The sequence below is a fragment of the Hyphococcus luteus genome (genome assembly GCF_002943565.1).
Lineage (GTDB): Bacteria > Pseudomonadota > Alphaproteobacteria > Caulobacterales > Parvularculaceae > Hyphococcus > Hyphococcus luteus.
Window position 1 is genome coordinate 582,143 of record NZ_PJCH01000005.1, and the last position, 17,685, is coordinate 599,827.

The window sequence follows — 17,685 nt, forward strand, 5'->3', positions numbered from 1 at the left end:
GGCGGAAAGCCGCTTTCCTTTGGATTTCACCCATGCTCGTCAAAATTCCCGATGTCTTGAGCGCCGGCCAGCTCGCAAAAATCCGCGCGCTTCTCGACGCGGCCGAATGGGTCGACGGCAATGTCACCTCGGGCGCCCAGGCCGCGCGCGCCAAGCGCAACGACCAGCTTGCGCCCGGATCGCCGGAGGGAAAACAGGCCGGCGAGATGGTGCTCGACGCGCTGCAGGCGAACCCGACTTTCATCTCCGCCGCATTGCCGCACAGGGTCTACCCGCCCTTGTTCAACCGTTATTCCGGCGGCCAGAATTTCGGCAATCATGTGGACAACGCCATCCGTCCGCTGCCGGGGTCCGACCAACGCATCCGCACCGATGTCTCGACGACGCTGTTCCTTTGCGAGCCCGACGAATATGACGGCGGCGAACTGATTATAGACGACACCTATGGCGCGCATTCGGTGAAACTGCCCGCGGGGCACATGGTCGTTTATCCGTCGTCGAGCCTTCACCGCGTGGCGCCGGTGACGCGCGGCGCGCGCATCGCGTCGTTTTTCTGGTCGCAAAGCATGGTGCGCGACGACGGCGAGCGCACCTTGTTGTTCGAGCTGGATCAATCGATCCAGTCGCTCTATCGCAGCCAGCCCGAAAGCCCGGAGATCGTGCGCCTCACGGGCGTTTATCACAATCTCATCCGGCGCTGGTCGCAGGTTTAAAGCCCGCCATTCCCGACCGCCAAGCTTGTTCCAGGCCATGGCGCATGCGACCCTCCCGCGTGAATGTCACGGACGGGAGGCTCTCATGAATGCTGTGAAACGAAACGCCGGACTTTTCTTCGCCATTGCGCTCGCCCTGGCGCCTTTCGGCGCCGTTCAGGCTGAAGACCCGTCGCTGGGGGCGGGCGGGCGCCCGGTGGGCGCCGACTGGTCGCGCAGCCCCGTCTATGCCCAGCACGGCATGGCGGCGACCGCACAGCCGCTGGCGAGCCAGATCGCCATCGACATCCTGAAACAAGGCGGCAGCGCGGCGGACGCCGCCATCGCGGTGAACGCCGCGCTCGGGCTGATGGAGCCGACGGGCTGCGGGCTCGGCGGCGATCTTTTCGCCATTGTCTGGGACCCGAAAACCGGAAAACTGCACGGCCTCAACGCCTCGGGCCGCGCGCCCATGGGCCGCACGCTTGAAGAAACGAAAATGAAATCCGCTGCGATCATGGGCGAGGGCGAAGGCATTCCGCCCTTCGGCCATCTGCCGGTCTCCGTGCCCGGAACGGCGAGCGGCTGGTTCGCGCTGCATCAGAAATTCGGAAAGCTTCCCATGCGGACAATCCTGGCGCCGGCCATCGATTACGCGGAAAACGGTTTCCCCGTTTCGCCAGTGATCGCCGAATATCTCCGGATGAATCTCGCGCGCTTCGAAGAGTATGAGGAGATGATCGACGAGTTCGACAACGCCCGCGCGATCTGGTTCGCCGACGGCGCGCCTCAAGCCGGCGAAGTTTTCAAAAACCCGGCTCTGGCAAACACCTATAAACTGCTCGCCAAAAAAGGCCGGAAAGCCTTTTACGAGGGGGAAGTCGCCGAGACCATCGACGCCTATATGAAGCGGATTGGCGGCGATCTTCGCTATGAGGATTTCGCCGCGCATGAAGCGAACTGGGTGGAGCCTGGCTGCGTCGATTACAGGGGATATGACGTGTGCGAATTGCCGCCGAACGGGCAAGGGTTCGCGGCGCTGCAAATGCTCAACATCCTGAAAAATGTCGATCTGACGCAATGGCCGCGCGCTTCGGCGGAAGTTTTCCATTACATGGTGGAGGCCAAGCGCCTCGCTTTTGAAGATCTTGCGAAATTCTACGCCGATCCCGACTTCGCCGAGATTCCCCTCGACTGGCTGCTCTCCGAAGACTACGGCGCGGAACGGTTCGCGCTGATCGATCCTGAAAAAGCCATGACCGACCCGGCGCCGGGAACCCCGCCGTCGACCATCGACGGCGAAGGCGACACCACCTATTTCACTGTCGCCGACAAGGACGGCATGATGGTCTCGCTGATCCAGTCGAACTATCGCGGGATGGGCTCGGGGCTTTCCCCCGACGGGCTCGGCTTCATGCTGCAGGACCGCGGCGAGCTCTTCTCCCTCGATCCGGATCATCCGAACGCCTATGCGCCGGGCAAGCGCCCGTTTCACACCATCATTCCGGCTTTCGTCATGAAGGACGGCGCGCCCTTCATGTCCTTCGGTCTCATGGGCGGCGGCATGCAGCCCCAGGGCCATGTGCAGGTGCTGGTCAACATGATCGATTACGGTATGAACGTGCAGGAGGCGGGCGACGCCGCGCGTTTCCATCATTCAGGCGGGCGCAGCCCCACAGGGCTTCACGGCGATCCCGTCGGCGAGCTCGATCTCGAACCGGGCGTGCCGTCCGAGACCGTCGCGAAACTGAAAGCCATGGGCCACAAGGTCAAGATCGTCGATGACGGAATCGTCTTCGGCGGCTATGAGGCGATCCAGCGCGATTCTAAAACCGGCGTTTATTCCGGCGCCACGGAAATGCGCAAGGACGGAACCGTGGCGGGATATTAACGGGAGTTCGTCGCGCTTATCTTTGTCTCGCCAAGGTACCAGCCGTCTTTGTGCAATTCATAAATGGCGTCGCCAACATGCGCGCGCGCACCCGGCATCATTGAGGAAAAATCCAGCGCACGTTCCCGTCTTCCATCAATTTCTGTCATGACTTCCAGAAAAGCAAACCGGTCGTCTGTATCGGGGCGCACCCGAATTGATGTCTTTTCATCATTATAGGCGACGACGATAAATTCAGTATCTAGAAATTTATCCTGACGGACCGGAAAGAGAAAAATGTTTCCGTCAATCTCGAAATCCTGGCCTTTAACCGTCATGGCGGAACCTGCATGTTGACCATATTCGTCAGGCTGCTTGGATGAATCCGCATAGACTTCGACCCATCCATCGCTTTCTGATTTAAACATTGACGGCAATGGAAATGTTCTGCCGTCTTCCGTTACGAGCGATATTTGTGTGAATCTCAGTTGCTGCGGCGAGAACTTGGAAGGCGGCACCATCGGCGCAGGCGGCGGCCACGGCCCTTCATTCATCGCGGGCTTGTTAAGATCGCCTAGATTGCCATCGCAGCCGCCAGAAATGAGCGCTGCTCCGGCAAGCAAGCTTAGCGCAAAAACCTTAGTTGAGACGCTGTAACGCTTAAATGCAAAAAGACGCACCCCCCGAGGCTCCTTCTGTGCAATCGCAAGTCACCATAACCCCCGTGCACCCAAAGTTCAAAACAATACTGGATCCAAAGGGCGCTGGAGATTGTCAGAAACCATGCCTTACGTATTCATCGACTCGAAGAAATCCTGATTGGTCTTCGTCTGCTTTAATTTGTCGATGAGGAACTCGATGGCGTCGGACGTGCCCATGGGCGCGAGGATCCGGCGCAGGACGAAAATCTTCTGCATCGCGCCCTTGTCCGTGATGAGGTCCTCTTTCCGCGTGCCGGACTTGGCGATGTCGATCGCCGGATAAACGCGCTTGTCGGCGACCTTGCGGTCGAGGATCAGCTCCGAGTTGCCGGTGCCTTTGAATTCCTCGAAGATCACCTCGTCCATTTTCGAGCCGGTCTCGATAAGCGCCGTCGCGATGATGGTGAGCGAGCCGCCTTCCTCGATGTTCCGCGCCGCGCCGAAGAAACGTTTCGGGCGCTGCAGGGCGTTGGCGTCGACGCCGCCGGTCAGGACCTTGCCCGAAGACGGCACCACGGTGTTGTAGGCGCGGCCGAGACGGGTGATGGAGTCGAGGAGAATGACGACGTCGCGGCCGTGCTCCACGAGGCGCTTGGCTTTTTCGATGACCATCTCGGCCACCGCCACGTGGCGCGTCGCCGGTTCGTCGAAGGTCGAAGAGACGACCTCGCCCTTCACCGAGCGCTGCATGTCCGTGACTTCTTCCGGGCGCTCGTCGATCAGGAGTACGATCAGATAAGCTTCCGGGTGATTGACCGCGATAGAATGGGCGATGTTCTGAAGGATGACGGTCTTACCCGTGCGCGGCGGCGCGGTGATCAGCCCGCGCTGGCCCTTGCCGAGCGGCGCCACGAGATCGATGACGCGCGCGGTGAGGTCTTTGGTCTTTTCATCGTCGATTTCCATCTTCAGCCGTTCGTCAGGATAGAGCGGCGTCAGATTGTCGAAATGGACCTTGTGACGGGTTTTTTCCGGTTCTTCGAAATTGATGGTGTGAACCTTGAGCAGCGCGAAATAGCGTTCGCCCTCTTTCGGGCTGCGGATCTCGCCTTTCACCGTATCGCCGGTGCGAAGCGCAAAGCGGCGGATCTGGTTCGGCGAGACATAGATGTCGTCGGGCCCGGCGAGATAATTGGCGTCCGGCGAGCGCAAAAACCCGAACCCGTCGGGGAGCACTTCGAGAACCCCGCCGCCGTGGATTTCCACATCATGATCGGCAAGCTCTTTGAGGATCGCGAACAGCATGTCCTGCTTGCGCATGGTCGAGGCGTTTTCGACCTCGAGCTCTTCGGCGAAAGACAAAAGGTCCGCCGGGGTTCTTTCTTTCAGCTCTTCGAGCGTGATGGTTTCGGGCAACATGAAAAGCCTCTAAATCACAGGGATTTTCCCGCGCCGGACAGGCGGGACAGGGGAAGAAGCCGGCAATGGAAATACGGCGCGCGCGGGGGCCGACCATGGGCCGGGCGGCGCTCAAAAGGAAAGTTGGCCTAGATATAGGCTGAAAGGCCTATTCGTCAATGGGTTCTTGCGCCGCGCTGTTCCGGCGTTCAGCGGGTTTTTACGCTTTCGGCCTATCCTTTCCCCATCAGGGAGGCTTTTCATGCCCGCCGCCACGCTTCGCATTCTCGCCGGGATTTGCCCGCTCCTCATCGCCGCCGCCTGCGATAGAGAGCCGGAAACGCGCACCCTTCTCGACGCGGCTGAAATCTACGCCGCCCACGAAACGGTGTTCGAGTCGATCCGCGGCGCCTATCCCGGCCCCTATGAGGACTTCACCCGCATCCCGCGCCGGGACCCGGCGGAGGAAACACCCCAGACCAGGCAATTCATCAAGGCCTTGAGGAAAAACATTCCTGTCGAGTATGTCGACTTTTTCCCGATCGGCGACGGCCATGGCGACGAGCTCGACGTCGTTTTGAACCGCTACAGCGACGGCGATGACTGGCGTACGATAAGCGTGATCTATTTCAGCGAGCCTATGGCCTTTTCAGACACAAGCCCGAATGTGCGGATGTTCGAGACGTGCGATGAGCGCGCCATTGAATGGCTCGAGAGCGGCCAGAGAGAGCCCCCTTACGCCGCCTTCTGCAAGATCAACGACTCCTGGCGCGCCTATCAGCGCGTGGATTAGATCGCGGTCGCCGCACTAATTCGGATTGTCAAACCAGCTCCGCATTCCCGCATCGAGTTCGCCGCTGTAAAACAGAACCTCCGGCGGTTCCTCACGCCATGCAGCGCGATGATCAACAAAGGCAGTGAACATATCAGTCTGATGGGAGGGCTCGCCATACGCGTTTTGCAGCGCCTTTAGAACCGTGTCCCGGTCCTCGGCGTCCACCATCACCCAGACCATTTGCAGCCGATCATCGCCGATCACAAATTCGGTCCAGCGCGGCGCGCCAAGAAAATCAAGGCCGTCGCAGTCAATCTGAACCTGCTTGTCCTCGACATTCTGTAAAAAAGGCGGGTCTATCGGCCGGTTAACAAAGCCGTTGGCGCATTTGCCTTCAAGCGACTTTTCGATATCCGCGGCGCTGGCGCCCCATTCGATCACCTCAGGCCGAAGAGAATCCTCACCGGCCATAGCCTGTGTCGCGATAACCGATAAAGCTCCCCAAGCGGCTAGAAAAACCTTCATCGCGCTCCCTCCTTTTTTCAAGGGAACGTTAGAAGGCTCCTTCCGGCCTCGCAACGACCTTTCGGTCAAGCGAGTTACAAATCAGATCGGCGGTCCTGGGCCGTCCTATCAGAAGGGTTTCACGATCACCATGATCACGATGACGATCATGGCGAGGAAGGGAGCCTCGTTCATCATGCGCCAGAATTTTTCGGTGCGCGGGCGCTCGCCCTTTTCGAATTTCCGGCGCGACGAAGCGTAATAGCCATGGATCGCCGAAATCGCCACCACCAGCGCGAGTTTCACATGGAACCAGCCCTGGCTCAGGATCGCCGGATTAGCGATCAGCATCAAAATGCCGAGCACCCAGACGAAGATCATAGACGGGTTGATGATGCCTTTAAGGAGCCGGCGCTGCATCTGGATGAAATAGCGCTCCGCCTCGCCGCCCTTTTCCGACTGGTGCTGGTAAACGAAGAGACGCGGCAGATACATCATGCCCGCCATCCAGGCGATCACGAAGATCAGATGCGCGGATTTAATCCACAGATAAATCCCGGAGAGAAATTCGGCCATCAGCCGTTCCTTCGCACGAAGTCGACCAGCGCCGCCACATGTTCCGGCGGCGTCTGGGGCGTGAACCCATGGCCCAGATTGAAGATATAGGGAACGTCATGGAAGAGCTTCAGATAAACATCTGCGGCTTCCTCCATAGGCTTGCCGCCCGGTATGACCAGCAGCGGATCGAGACCGCCCTGAACCACGACGCGCTCACCGAGATTGCCGCGCGCCCAGCCCGGATCCATGGCGTAATCGACGCCATACCCGTCGCAGCCCTGTAAAAGCGCATATTCCGTCGCCTTCTCGCCGACGCCTTTGGGGAAAAGGATCACCGGCGTATCCGGCCGCGCTTTTTTCACCGCGCGGGAAATCCTGTCGAGCGGTCTGACCGAGACCGCATCGAGCACCGGCCAAGGCAGACCGCCCGCCCAGGTGTCGAAAAGCTGCACCGCATCCGCGCCGGCGTCGATCTGCGCGATCAGATAATCGATGGTTTTATCCGCAAGGACGTCGATGAGCCCGGTCACGAACTCCGGCTCCTCGTAAAAGCGTTGGCGCAACACGCCCGGATCCTTCATGGGCCCGCCGGCCATCATGTAAGTGGCGACGGTCCAGGGCGCGCCGGCGAACCCGATCAGCGCCTTGTCCTTTGAAAGCGCCGCCTTGGTTTTCGAAACCGTCTCGAATACCGGCGCCAAGGGTTCGAGAACGTCACGGTCCCGAAAGCGCTTAACCTCTTCAAGGCTTACGGGGGGATCGAGCTTCGGCCCTTCATTTTCGACGAAACTCAACTTCTGTCCCAGCGCATGCGGGATCAGGAGAATGTCGGCGAAGAGGATCGCCGCATCGAGATCGAAGCGGCGCACTGGCTGCAACGTCACTTCGCTCGCCAGCGCCGGATCGAAGCAAAGATCGAGGAACGATCCCGCTTGCGCTCGAAGCTTTCTATATTCGGGAAGATACCGTCCCGCCTGACGCATGAACCAGATCGGCGGAGAGGAGAATGTTTCTCCTTCAAAGACCCTGAGGAATTTCGATGAGACTGCCATGAGACGTACAAAGGGTCCTTCTTAACCTTCTATAAAGGATTCTTAATAAAGGATTAATATGAAGAGTCAGGCGGGAAGCCGGGGAAAACAGCGAAGCGGCGATTTATCCTTCATCTTTGCAGAAAACCCTCACAGGAATTTCCCAAGATATTTCCGGGGGAATAAGGCTTCCCGGGTTTGTTGAAAACCCCTCCAAACGCCGCAAGCCACATGAAAAATTTTCACATCCCCTCCTTCAAAACTGGATTCCTCCCATGGACCGAGCCATTCCGGGGATGGAGGTATGACCAGGCAAGATTTTCAGGTAGGGCTGGGCGCCGGACTGGTATGACTCGGAGGTTTTGCGGGGAAGGAAAAACGGGGTCGGCAAACGCCCGGGCTTTCCCCTATAGTTCCACAGGATGAGCGAGCTTAAAGCGCATAAAGAGGAAGAGATGCGGACCGCGAAGAGACGGACGCCGCTCGCCACCTATTTTCACGTTCATCTCGTTTCCGATTCCACCGGCGAGACCTTGAACGCCATGCTGAAAGCCACGGCCTCGCAATTCGCCGCGGCGAAACCGCTGGAACATATCTATGCGCTGATCCGCTCAAGAGCGCAGATGGAGAAAACCCTCGCCGAGATCGAAGCTTCGCCGGGGCTGGTTCTTTATACGGTGATCAACCCGGATCTGCGTCGGCTCCTTGAAATCCGCTGCAGCGAGTTGCAAACCCCGGCGATCTCGGTCCTCGACCCGTTGCTCAACGCTTTCACCGATTATCTTGGCCTCGAACAATCCCTGCGGCCCGGCGCCCAGCACGAACTTAACGACGCTTATTTCAAACGCATCGCCGCGCTCGATTACACGCTTTCCCACGACGATGGGCAGATGGTGTGGGATCTCGAGCCTGCGGATGTCGTGCTGGTCGGGGTCAGCCGCACGTCGAAAACGCCGACCTGCATGTATCTGGCGAACCGCGGCGTGAAAGCCGCGAATGTGCCCCTGGTTCCCACGGCCGACCCGCCGCCGGAGCTTTTCAATCTTCGAAAACCGATGGTCATCGGACTGGTGGCAAGCCCCGAACGCCTGGCGCAGATCCGCCAGTCCCGGATCGGCGGCATGAACGCCGAAGGCGCGGCGGAGGAATATTCCGATCTCGAGCTCATCCGCCAAGAGGTCCTGAAAGCCAAGCGGCTTTTCGCCAAGCACCGCTGGCCGACCATCGACGTTACGCGCAAATCGGTCGAGGAAACCGCCGCAGCGATCCTCACCAAGCTTTCCGCCCGCCAGAACCAATAGAGACGTCATGTCATCGGCCCCCCGCATTATTCTCGCCTCCGGCAGCGCCATCCGCCGGGACATCCTTACCGGCGCCGGCGTCCCGTTCGAAGTGATGAAACCCGAGGTGGACGAAGGCGTCATCAAAGACGAAGGCGGGCGCGAAGGCGTCGATCTCGAAACGCTCGCCATGCGCCTTGCGGAGGCGAAATGCCTCGATATCGCCGCGAAAACGAACGCCATCGTCATCGGCTCCGACCAGATCATGGAGTTTAAGGGCCGCGCCTATGACAAGCCGGCCTCCATGGACGAAGCGCGCGCGCGTCTTCTCGAAACGCAAGGCGCCGCCCACACCCTGATTAACGCGATCGCCGTCGCCCGGGACGGCCGGATTATCTGGCGCAATCTCGACCGGCCGAAACTGGTCATGCGGAAATTAAGCGCGGGTGAAATCGACGCCTATCTCAAGGGCGCGGGCCCGGAGATTCTTCATTCCGTCGGCGCCTATCAGATCGAAAAGCTGGGCGCGCGGCTTTTCGAACGGATCGAGGGCGACCATTACGCCGTGCTCGGCCTATCGCTGTTTCCACTGCTCGATCTTTTGCGCCGTGAAGGGGCGCTTCTCTTCTGATGGTCGAGAAAAAGAATAACACGCCAATTTTAGCGGGCGTCGTCGGCTGGCCGGTGGGTCATTCCCTGTCGCCGCTCATTCATGGAACCTGGGCGAAGCGCGCCGGCGTCAACGGCTATTACATTCCGGTCCCCGTCGCGCCCGATTATGATGATTTCGCCGTCGCTATGGATGCGCTGAAAACGCTTGGGTTTGCCGGCGTTAATATCACCATCCCGCACAAAGAACACGCGCTGCGTTACACCAGCGAAGCAAGCGATGCGGCGCGCCGCGCCGGGGCTGCTAACATGCTGACCTTTGGCGAAAAAAGTTACGCCGACAATTCCGACATTACCGGTTTCACCGAGGCCGTACGCGCAACATCCTCCGCCCCCGGACAATCGGCGCTGGTGCTCGGCGCCGGCGGCGCGGCGCGCGGGGTCGTGCTGGCGCTTCAAAGCCTCGGCTTCGCGGACATCGCCGTCGCCAACCGCACGCGCGCCAAATCCGAAGAGCTGGCGAAGACCTTCGGCCTTTCCGTCGCGGACTGGGAAGACCGTACCAAAGTCCTTGAAAATATTGATCTTCTCGTCAACACGACCAGCCTCGGCATGGCCGGACAACCGCCGCTCGAAATCGATCTTGCAGATCTTAAACCCGGCGCGCTCGTCGCCGACATCGTCTATGCGCCGCTCGAAACGCCGTTGTTGAAAGCCGCGAAAGCGAGCGGACATAAAACTGTCGACGGGCTCGCCATGCTGATGCATCAAGCTGTTCCGGGTTTTAAAACATGGTTCGGCGGCGAGGCGGTCGTCGACGATGCGTTGCGCGCGGTTCTGGTCGAGGACCTCAACAAACGGGGCGGCGCATGATCCGCATCGGCCTGACCGGCTCCATCGGCATGGGCAAGTCCACTGTGCTCGACATGTTCGCCGATTTCGGGGCCGCGACCTGGAACGCCGACGATGCGGTGCACCGGCTTTATGAAAAAGGCGGCGCCGCGGTTCCCTTTATTGAAAAAGCGTTTCCTGAGGTGGTCAAAGACGGCGCCGTCGATCGCGCGGAACTCGCCAAACGCGTGCTCGGCGATGCGGAAGCCGTCAAAAAACTCGAAGCCATCGTCCACCCGCTTGTGGGCGAGGACCGCGAAGCGTTTTTGAACGCGGCGGAAAAAGCCGGCGCCGATGCGGCGGTGCTCGACATTCCGTTGCTGTTCGAAAACGCAAGCGAAAAGTTTTTCGACGCGACCATCGTCGTCAGCGCGCCGGCGGACGTGCAGAAAAATCGCGTTCTCGCCCGGCCCGGCATGTCGGAAGAAAAATTCGAAGCGATTTTAAAGCTGCAAATGCCGGACGCGGAAAAGCGTCAGAAGGCGGATTACATCATTGACACCGGCCTCACGCTCGATGAAACGCGAGGCCAGGTCGACGCCGCCTATGCGGACATTTTGCGGAAATTTACAAAGGCCTAGAGCCTGATCCGGCGGCTCTGCGCGCTTTTGCGACAGAGGAAGACCAGACGTTTCTTTCCACGCCCCGATACGGCTTCGGCTCTAATTCTTAAAGAGAAAGAGCCTTGACCGCATCGGTTTTTTGCAGGCGAACATCTGTCCTTCAGCTTCATGCGGCTGCGCATGTATTTGCGCCAGGCTCTTTAGAGCAGGCCGGCCTTTTCCGCGAGGGCTTTCAGCGGCTGTTCCGGCCGGGCGCCCACATGGCTGATCACTTCGCTCGCCGCGATGGAGCCGAGCGCGCCGGCGGTCTCCAGCTCATAGCCGCGCGCCAGCCCGTAAAGCAGGCCCGCCGCGTAAGCGTCGCCGGCGCCGGTCGTGTCTTCCAGCTGCGGCGGTTTGACGGCCGCAACCTCGACGATGTCGCCATCGCGCGGGATCAGAACCGACCCCTTTTCCGACATGGTGACGGCGGTTAATTCGCACATCTTGCGCGCCTTGTCGGCAATGACGGCGATGTCGTCTGAACCGAACAGCGCTTTCGCCTCGTCGTCATTGGCGAGCAGGATGTCGATATGCTCGGGGATGAACTGTTTGAGTTCGTCGAACTGGCGCTCGACGCAGCCGGCGTCGGAAAGGGTCAGCGCGGAGCGCTTGCCTTCGCGCTTGGCGATGGCGCAGGCCCGCACGAACGCCTTCCTGGCTTCGGGCTGTTCGAAAAGATAGCCCTCGAAAAAGGTGATGGCGGCGCGGGCGATCTGGCTTTCGTCGATATCGTCCGCGGAGACGAGGCCGGCGGAGCCGAGAAAGGTCATCATGGAGCGCTGGGCGTCCGGCGTCACATTGACGAGACAGCGCCCGGTCCCCGGGCCGTCGCCTTCAAGCGGCTTGGTTTCGAATTCGACGCCCAGCGCGCGCAGGTCGTGACGGAAAATATCGCCCAGCGCGTCAGCGGACACCTTGCCGACAAAACCGCCCTTGCCGCCGAGCGAGGCGATGCAGGCGATGGAGTTCGCCGCGGACCCGCCGGAAACTTCAACGCCCGCGGCCATGTCTTCGTAAACCGTTTTCGCCTGGTCCTCGTCGATGAGGAGCATTCCGCCTTTCGGGATGTCGTGGGTCTTCAAAAAGGCGTCGTCGGCTTTGGCGAGAACGTCGACAATGGCGTTGCCGACGCCGATTACGTCGAGTGCGGCGTCTGTCATTTGCTATCCTTCGTGGTCAGCTTGAGCTCAAAAATTCATAAAGGGCGGCTTATAGGAAGCGGGCGGCTGAGAAGCAAGGCGCGCCGCCTTTTCGCTTTATTAATCTGCTCGCGCTTGAGTTGAATGCGGGGCGCCCCTATCGTCCGGCGTCTGTTTATAGAGGATTTACCGGGTCTTATGCGGTTCAGACATTGCGCTTTCTTCGGGCTCTTTTCGCTCGCCGCGGCCTGCGCCTCTGCGCCGGAAAGCGCTGAAGCGCCTGTAACCGCGCCTCCGGCGCCGGCCGAGCCGGTTTATCGTCTCGCTGATATTCTGGGCGCGCGCGCCAGCGCCATTGATGAGATGTTCGGCGCCCCGGCGCTGACCCGCAAGGAGGGCGCGGGTGAATATCGCCGTTACGCGCTCACCACCTGCACGCTGATCCTTATTCTGTATCCGGACGAAACCGGCGTTTCGAAAGTCGCCCATGTGGACGCGACGGCGACCCATTCCGCCGGAGAAAAACCCGACCTCGAAGACTGTCTCGCGGCGGGTTAATCAGCGGCCTCGAGCTCGGCGCTCGCCTGTTTGCGGTCGAAGGAAAAGCGTTCTTCGGAATATTTCAAAAAGAACACGAGGATTGCCGCCGGGATCCCGATGATCGCCGTGACGGCGAAGAACCAGGCGAAACCGAGGCTCTCCACCATGAAGCCGGAGAAGCCGCCGACAAATTTACCGGGCAGCGCATAGAACGAACTGAAGAGCGCATATTGCGTCGCCGTGAAGGCGGTGTTCGTCAGGCTCGACATGTAAGCGATCAGGATCGTCCCCGCCGCGCCGTAAGCGATGTTGTCGATAACGACGGCGAAGGCGAGCCCGCCTGTCGTCGCGTCGGAAAGCGCGAGCCAGCTATAGATGAGATTGGTCAGCGATTGCGCGAGGACGCCGATCAACAAACTCCATTTGAAACTGAGGCGCGCAACCACAAGCCCGCCGACAAACACTCCGCCGAGGGTGGCGAAAAGCCCGACCCCTGACCGGATCGCGCCGATGGTCGTCTTGTCATAGCCAAGATCGATATAGAGCGGGCCCGTCATGTAGCCCATGAGAAAATCCGGCACCCGGAAGAGGGCGATGAACAAGAGAATGACGAGCGCGTGAACGCCATAGCGCTCGAAAAAATCGCGGAACGGGCCGATGACGGATTTGGAGACAGTCTCGGCGAGGGGCGCGCTTTCAGGCGGCACATAATCGCGCACTTCGACTTTCGGCGCGAAAATCGCGGTCAAAAAACCGACGCCCATAAGCAGCGCCATGAACTGATAAGCGGCGGACCAGTTGACGTAATCGGCGACGATCAGCGCGCCGGCGCCCGCCACCATGATGGCGACGCGGTAGCCATATTGATACATCGCCGCCATGACGCCCTGTTCCTCGTCCGTCGCGGCTTCGATGCGCCAGGCGTCGATGGCGATGTCCTGCGTTGCGGCGGCGAAGGCGAGCCCCACGGCGATGGCGGCGACGATGAGAAGATTTCCTTGCGGGTCCGCGGCGGACATGGCGAACAGCGCCAGGGCGACGCCGATCTGCGCCGCCGCCATCCAGGCGCGCCGGCGGCCGACGACTTTTTCAAGCAGCGGCACCGGCGCGCGGTCGACCACCGGCGCCCACAGGAATTTCAAGGTGAAAGCAAATCCTGTCCAGGCGAAAAGCCCGATCTCTCCCTTTTCCACCCCGGCTTCGGCCAGCCAGAGGGAAAGGTTCTGATAGATCATGTAAAACGGAAGGCCCGATGAAAAGCCGAGCAGCAGCATGACGATGCTGCGCGCGCGCAAATAGGCCGAGAGCGACTCGAGCAATGATTTGCGGCTGCTTTTTGCGTTTTCGCCGGCGCTGTTTTCCGCGTCGTCGTCGTGTGCTGCGTCCTGTGTCATGGGCGCGGACGCTAGTCGCGTTTTCCGGCTAAAGAAAGGCGGCCAGCCCGGCGCAAGCAAACCTTGCGCGCATTGAAGGCGCGCTTTTTTTGAACGACCCGCGTCACGTCAGGAGGCTTCGCTCCACGCGCTTTCGCTTTCGCCCCATTTGGCGAGCAGCTCGGTAAGATCGTGGGGCTCGAAAGGTTTGGAAAGGAAATCGTCCATCCCCGCGGCGATGCATTTTTGCCGGTCGGCGGCCATGGCGTTGGCGGTCAGCGCGATAATCGGCGCGCGGCGCATGGGTCCGTCAAGGCGGCGGATGCGCCGCGCCGCCTCAAGCCCGTCCATCTCCGGCATATGCATGTCCATGAGGATGATGTGGTATTCGCCGGATTTCACCGCTTCCACGGCGGCGAGACCGTTCGGCGCGACGTCGACCTGGTGGCCGGCGCGGCGAATGATGGTGGTCGCGAGGACGGCGTTGATCTGGTTGTCCTCGGCGAGAAGCACGCGATAGGACTTTTCCTCGCGGGCCGGGGTTTCGGCTTTTTCTTCGGCGGGGGCGGGCGTTTCCTCTGCGTCTTCGATTAATTGTTTTTGTAAGGACGATTGTCTGATCGGTTTGATGAAATAGCCGTCGAAACCGGCCTCGCGCAGCTCGTTGATGCGGCCGCGCGCCAGCGGCGACAAAAGCACGTAAGACCGCGCGGCTTTTTGGGAAAGCGGCTGGGCGCTTTCCCCGGCGATGTAAATATCACAGAGAAGAACCGCGCCGGGATGTTCTTCGATCGCCTCCATGGCGGCGGCGGGCGTCGTTACGGCGATGACGGTCTCGGCGCCGATGGCGTCGAGCTGCAATTCAAGGCTGCGCGCGAGCACGCAAGAACGCGTGGCGACGATCACCGGCGTTGTGAAGGGCGCGGGGCCCCCTTGCGCGGCCGCCGCGCCGTCCAGGGGGACGGTGAACGTGAAAGCGCTGCCTTCTCCCAACGTGCTTTCTAGCGTGACGTCGCCGCCCATGGCGCGCACGATCTTGCGCGCGATGGCGAGGCCGAGACCGGCCCCTTCGCGCTTGCCGGACGAATCGCCTTGCGTGAATTCATCGAAGATCGCCATCTTTTTGTCTTCGGGAATGCCGATGCCGGTGTCGCGCACGGAAAAGGCCAGCTGCGCGGCGCCGTCTTTTTCGGTTACGAGTCGCGCCTCGATGCCGACGCCGCCCTTGTCGGTGAATTTAACGCCGTTGCCGACGAGGTTGATGAGGACCTGGCGCAGCCGCGCTTCATCGCCGTAAAGCTCGGCCGGCACGGCGCTGTCCACGAAGGCGGTGATCTCAATGCCTTTGTCGGCGGCTTTGGGCGATAGCAGTTCGGCCACCGATTGCACGAGCGCTTGCGGGCTGAACGGCGCGCGGCCGATGTCGAGACGGCCGGCCTCGATCTTCGAATAATCGAGAAGGTCGTTGATCAGCGCCAGAAGGGAGACGCCGGATTCGCGCACGGATTCCGCATAGGCGCGCTGGTTCGGTTCGAGCGTCGTATCGAGGAGCAGCGACGTCATGCCGAGAATGCCGTTCAAAGGCGTTCTCATTTCGTGGCTCATGGTCGCCAGCAATTGCAGTTTCGGATCGGCGTCGCCGCTCTCGACGGCCGCCGCTTCGGCGATGGCTTCGGACATGGCGGCGGCGGTTTTTGTCTTGTCGTTTTCCTCGGCTTGAGGGGCGGCGTCGGAGTCGGCATGGGGCGCGCCCACATAAAGCCGCTCGCCGCCGGAAAGCACGGTTTCCGTCCAGTCGACAATGAAGGCCCGGTCGCCGGCGCGCGCCTCGGTCCGGTAACGGGCCGGCTGGCCCGGCGCCGCGGCGTCGTCGCCGGGCGAGAAGGCGCGGCCATGCCAGCTTTCCGCGCCGGCGCCGAAAAAAGTCGCAAAGCTTTGCGAGACGAAACGAATGACGCCGGCCCTGTCGCATACGACGATCAGTTCCCGGACGGTGTCGGAAGTGGCGCCTGCCTGCCGCATTGATGTGAAGATCCCCGATTACGCAACCGGGCCCATCATCTGCGCCGCGCCTTGAAAATTGATTGACAGGCTTGGTTAACGAACCGCGTTTCAGGGCGCTCGCGGCGCGAAATCCGTAAGGTTTTCCACAGGCTGCGCAACGCCCGCCTTAACCCGGTCCGTCGTTTCGCGTCGCCGGAAGCTCACCGCCTCGGCGATGTGACGGCGCCTGACCCCGCCGCCCCCTTCGAGATCGGCGAGGGTGCGCGCGACCCTTAAGATGCGCATGTAAGCGCGCGCGGACAAGCCGAGGGTCTCGGCGGCGCGGGACAGGAGCGACGCGCCTTCCGCATCCGGTTCGGCGACGGCGGCAAGGTCGGCGTCGGCGAGGGCCGCATTGGTGACGCCGTCCTTGCCGCCGGTTCCCTGCGCGTCCCGCCCCCGTGCATATTGAGCCTCGCGCGCCGCGGCGACGCGCGCGGCGACGGTCGCGGTCGTTTCCCCCAGTGCGGGCGCGGCGAGGTCGGCGGGCGTGACGGCGGGAAGCTCGATCGCGAGGTCCATGCGGTCGAGAAGCGGTCCTGAAATGCGCGACTGATAGATCTCTTCGCAATTGGGGCCCTTCCCGCATGCGCGCCCCGAGGCCCGGCCATAGCCGCAGCGGCAGGGGTTCATGGCGGCGACAAGCTGGAACCGGGCCGGATAGCGCACATGGAAATTGGCCCGGGCGATGAGAACGTCTCCGGTTTCCAGCGGCTGGCGCAGGCAATCGAGAACCGGCGCGGCGAATTCCGGCAGCTCATCCAAAAACAGCACGCCATGATGAGCCAGCGACGCCTCGCCGGGCTTGGCGCGCACGCCGCCGCCGATCATCGCCGCCATGGAGGCGGAATGATGCGGCGCCCGGAAGGGCCGCGCCCGCGAGAGCCGCCCGCCCTCGAGCAGACCGGCGAGCGATTGCACCATGGAGATTTCGAGCATCTCTTTGGGCGAGAGCGGGGGCAAAAGGCCGGGAAGGCGCGCGGCGAGCATGGACTTGCCCGCGCCCGGCGGCCCCACCATCAGGAGATTGTGGCCGCCGGCGGCGGCCACCTCGAGGGCGCGCTTGGCGGTCTCCTGACCTTTGACGTCAACAAGGTCCGGTATGGCCGCCGGAGTCTCGAGCGCCCCGGGTTCCGGCGCGGAGAGAACCTGCGTGCCTTTGAGATGATTGACCAGCTGGATCAATGATTTCGGCGCCAAAATCGCCGCGTCGCCGCCGGCCCATGCCGCCTCCGCGCCGCTCGCCGCCGGACAGATGAGGCCGAGCCCCATGGCGTTGGCGGCGACCGCGGCGGGCAGGGCGCCGGCGCAGGGCGCGATCGAACCGTCAAGGCCGAGCTCGCCCATTACCGCGAAACCGGCGGCGGCGTCCGCCGGCGCGGCGCCCATTTCAATGAGAAGGCCGAGCGCGATGGCGAGGTCGAAATGGCTGCCTTCCTTGGGCAGGTCCGCCGGGGCGAGATTGACAGTGATGCGTTTTACGGGAAGGCCCAGCCCCACGGCGGAAAGGGCGGCGCGCACCCTTTCGCGCGCTTCGGAGACGGCTTTGTCGGGAAGGCCGACAATGGTGATGGCGTTGTTGCCGCCATTGACGAGCTGCACTTGGACGGTCACCGGCCGCGCATCGACCCCGTGAAAAGCGAAAGTGGTGATCTGCGCGACCATGCTCTCTCTCCCAAACGCTGATCGAACATAACAGGAACAAACACATTTGGGAAGCCCGCTCCCGCCGGCGT

The 17,685-nt window shown here is 61.4% G+C and carries 17 protein-coding genes; 8 read left to right on the forward strand and 9 right to left on the reverse strand.

What is annotated here, in order from left to right; all coding sequences use genetic code 11:
• Positions 1–32 precede the first annotated feature (32 nt).
• Positions 33–713 (forward strand): Fe2+-dependent dioxygenase, encoded by a 681-nt coding sequence (locus CW354_RS07770; RefSeq protein ID WP_104829442.1) that lies wholly within the window; start codon positions 33–35, stop codon positions 711–713.
• 85 nt (positions 714–798) lie between these two features.
• Positions 799–2,583: a gamma-glutamyltransferase gene (gene ggt / locus CW354_RS07775; RefSeq protein WP_207764718.1), complete on the forward strand. Its 1,785-nt coding sequence runs from the start codon at positions 799–801 to the stop codon at positions 2,581–2,583.
• Here ggt and CW354_RS23005 read toward each other — a convergent pair.
• Both CW354_RS23005 and rho read right to left on the reverse strand, forming a co-directional pair.
• On the reverse strand, positions 2,580–3,242 hold the full coding sequence (locus CW354_RS23005) for a hypothetical protein (protein WP_133162217.1): 663 nt from the start codon (positions 3,240–3,242) through the stop codon (positions 2,580–2,582). The two genes, ggt and CW354_RS23005, sit on opposite strands and share 4 nt — an antisense overlap.
• A 108-nt stretch (positions 3,243–3,350) precedes the next feature.
• Positions 3,351–4,622, reverse strand: coding sequence for a transcription termination factor Rho (gene rho, locus CW354_RS07785; protein WP_104829444.1), 1,272 nt, complete (start codon positions 4,620–4,622; stop codon positions 3,351–3,353).
• Between the two features lie 241 nt (positions 4,623–4,863).
• Between rho and CW354_RS07790 the strand changes: the two genes are divergently transcribed.
• Entirely contained in the window at positions 4,864–5,394 is a 531-nt protein-coding gene (locus CW354_RS07790; protein WP_104829445.1) for a hypothetical protein, read from the forward strand.
• A 15-nt stretch (positions 5,395–5,409) separates the two neighbouring features.
• On the opposite strand, the gene CW354_RS07795 is transcribed toward CW354_RS07790, so the two are convergent.
• The 3 genes from CW354_RS07795 to hemE all read right to left on the reverse strand — a co-directional run bounded on the left by CW354_RS07795 (position 5,410) and on the right by hemE (position 7,490).
• Positions 5,410–5,922 (reverse strand): hypothetical protein, encoded by a 513-nt coding sequence (locus tag CW354_RS07795; RefSeq protein ID WP_165793582.1) that lies wholly within the window; start codon positions 5,920–5,922, stop codon positions 5,410–5,412.
• An 87-nt stretch (positions 5,923–6,009) separates the two neighbouring features.
• Positions 6,010–6,456, reverse strand: coding sequence for a protoporphyrinogen oxidase HemJ (hemJ, locus tag CW354_RS07800; protein WP_104829447.1), 447 nt, complete (start codon positions 6,454–6,456; stop codon positions 6,010–6,012).
• The gene (hemE, locus tag CW354_RS07805) at positions 6,456–7,490 is read right to left on the reverse strand and encodes a uroporphyrinogen decarboxylase (RefSeq protein ID WP_104829448.1); all 1,035 of its coding nucleotides are present in this window, start codon (positions 7,488–7,490) and stop codon (positions 6,456–6,458) included. Before hemE ends, hemJ begins: the two co-directional genes overlap by 1 nt.
• 434 nt (positions 7,491–7,924) lie before the next feature.
• On the opposite strand from hemE, the gene CW354_RS07810 reads away from it, so the two are divergent.
• From CW354_RS07810 to coaE, 4 genes are read left to right on the forward strand one after another with little or no spacing between them, the layout of a single operon-like run.
• Positions 7,925–8,770 carry a pyruvate, water dikinase regulatory protein gene (locus tag CW354_RS07810; RefSeq protein ID WP_104830056.1) on the forward strand — a complete coding sequence of 282 codons (846 nt, stop codon included), beginning with the start codon at positions 7,925–7,927 and terminating at the stop codon, positions 8,768–8,770.
• A gap of 7 nt (positions 8,771–8,777) precedes the next feature.
• Positions 8,778–9,380 (forward strand): Maf family protein, encoded by a 603-nt coding sequence (locus CW354_RS07815; RefSeq protein ID WP_104829449.1) that lies wholly within the window; start codon positions 8,778–8,780, stop codon positions 9,378–9,380.
• Complete coding sequence (locus tag CW354_RS07820; RefSeq protein ID WP_104829450.1) at positions 9,380–10,231, forward strand: shikimate dehydrogenase; 852 nt, start codon at positions 9,380–9,382, stop codon at positions 10,229–10,231. Before CW354_RS07815 ends, CW354_RS07820 begins: the two co-directional genes overlap by 1 nt.
• Positions 10,228–10,830, forward strand: a complete 603-nt coding sequence (gene coaE / locus CW354_RS07825) for a dephospho-CoA kinase (RefSeq protein ID WP_104829451.1) — start codon at positions 10,228–10,230, stop codon at positions 10,828–10,830. Before CW354_RS07820 ends, coaE begins: the two co-directional genes overlap by 4 nt.
• Before the next feature lie 182 nt (positions 10,831–11,012).
• Here coaE and CW354_RS07830 read toward each other — a convergent pair whose 3' ends face one another.
• Positions 11,013–12,014, reverse strand: coding sequence for an adenosine kinase (locus tag CW354_RS07830; RefSeq protein ID WP_104829452.1), 1,002 nt, complete (start codon positions 12,012–12,014; stop codon positions 11,013–11,015).
• Between the two features lie 177 nt (positions 12,015–12,191).
• Here CW354_RS07830 and CW354_RS07835 point away from each other — a divergent pair, with 177 nt between their 5' ends.
• Complete coding sequence (locus tag CW354_RS07835) at positions 12,192–12,551, forward strand: hypothetical protein (protein ID WP_104829453.1); 360 nt, start codon at positions 12,192–12,194, stop codon at positions 12,549–12,551.
• Here CW354_RS07835 and CW354_RS07840 read toward each other — a convergent pair.
• The 3 genes from CW354_RS07840 to CW354_RS07850 all read right to left on the reverse strand — a co-directional run bounded on the left by CW354_RS07840 (position 12,548) and on the right by CW354_RS07850 (position 17,614).
• Complete coding sequence (locus tag CW354_RS07840; protein WP_104829454.1) at positions 12,548–13,927, reverse strand: AmpG family muropeptide MFS transporter; 1,380 nt, start codon at positions 13,925–13,927, stop codon at positions 12,548–12,550. The genes CW354_RS07835 and CW354_RS07840 overlap by 4 nt on opposite strands.
• Before the next feature lie 108 nt (positions 13,928–14,035).
• Positions 14,036–15,928, reverse strand: coding sequence for a response regulator (locus tag CW354_RS07845; protein WP_104829455.1), 1,893 nt, complete (start codon positions 15,926–15,928; stop codon positions 14,036–14,038).
• Between the two features lie 90 nt (positions 15,929–16,018).
• Entirely contained in the window at positions 16,019–17,614 is a 1,596-nt protein-coding gene (locus tag CW354_RS07850; RefSeq protein WP_104829456.1) for a YifB family Mg chelatase-like AAA ATPase, read from the reverse strand.
• Between the last annotated feature and the right edge of the window lie 71 nt (positions 17,615–17,685).

Bases quoted from the DNA above. Each gene is read 5' to 3' on its own strand.
- rho (WP_104829444.1), bottom strand. From the start codon at position 4,622: ATGTTGCCCGAAACCATCACGCTCGAAGAGCTGAAAGAAAGAACCCCG.
- hemE (WP_104829448.1), bottom strand. From the start codon at position 7,490: ATGGCAGTCTCATCGAAATTCCTCAGGGTCTTTGAAGGAGAAACATTC.
- hemJ (WP_104829447.1), bottom strand. From the start codon at position 6,456: ATGGCCGAATTTCTCTCCGGGATTTATCTGTGGATTAAATCCGCGCAT.
- CW354_RS07790 (WP_104829445.1), top strand. From the start codon at position 4,864: ATGCCCGCCGCCACGCTTCGCATTCTCGCCGGGATTTGCCCGCTCCTC.
- ggt (WP_207764718.1), top strand. From the start codon at position 799: ATGAATGCTGTGAAACGAAACGCCGGACTTTTCTTCGCCATTGCGCTC.
- CW354_RS07770 (WP_104829442.1), top strand. From the start codon at position 33: ATGCTCGTCAAAATTCCCGATGTCTTGAGCGCCGGCCAGCTCGCAAAA.
- CW354_RS07845 (WP_104829455.1), bottom strand. From the start codon at position 15,928: ATGCGGCAGGCAGGCGCCACTTCCGACACCGTCCGGGAACTGATCGTC.
- CW354_RS07815 (WP_104829449.1), top strand. From the start codon at position 8,778: ATGTCATCGGCCCCCCGCATTATTCTCGCCTCCGGCAGCGCCATCCGC.
- CW354_RS07810 (WP_104830056.1), top strand. From the start codon at position 7,925: ATGCGGACCGCGAAGAGACGGACGCCGCTCGCCACCTATTTTCACGTT.
- CW354_RS07850 (WP_104829456.1), bottom strand. From the start codon at position 17,614: ATGGTCGCGCAGATCACCACTTTCGCTTTTCACGGGGTCGATGCGCGG.
- coaE (WP_104829451.1), top strand. From the start codon at position 10,228: ATGATCCGCATCGGCCTGACCGGCTCCATCGGCATGGGCAAGTCCACT.
- CW354_RS07830 (WP_104829452.1), bottom strand. From the start codon at position 12,014: ATGACAGACGCCGCACTCGACGTAATCGGCGTCGGCAACGCCATTGTC.
- CW354_RS07840 (WP_104829454.1), bottom strand. From the start codon at position 13,927: ATGACACAGGACGCAGCACACGACGACGACGCGGAAAACAGCGCCGGC.
- CW354_RS07820 (WP_104829450.1), top strand. From the start codon at position 9,380: ATGGTCGAGAAAAAGAATAACACGCCAATTTTAGCGGGCGTCGTCGGC.
- CW354_RS07835 (WP_104829453.1), top strand. From the start codon at position 12,192: ATGCGGTTCAGACATTGCGCTTTCTTCGGGCTCTTTTCGCTCGCCGCG.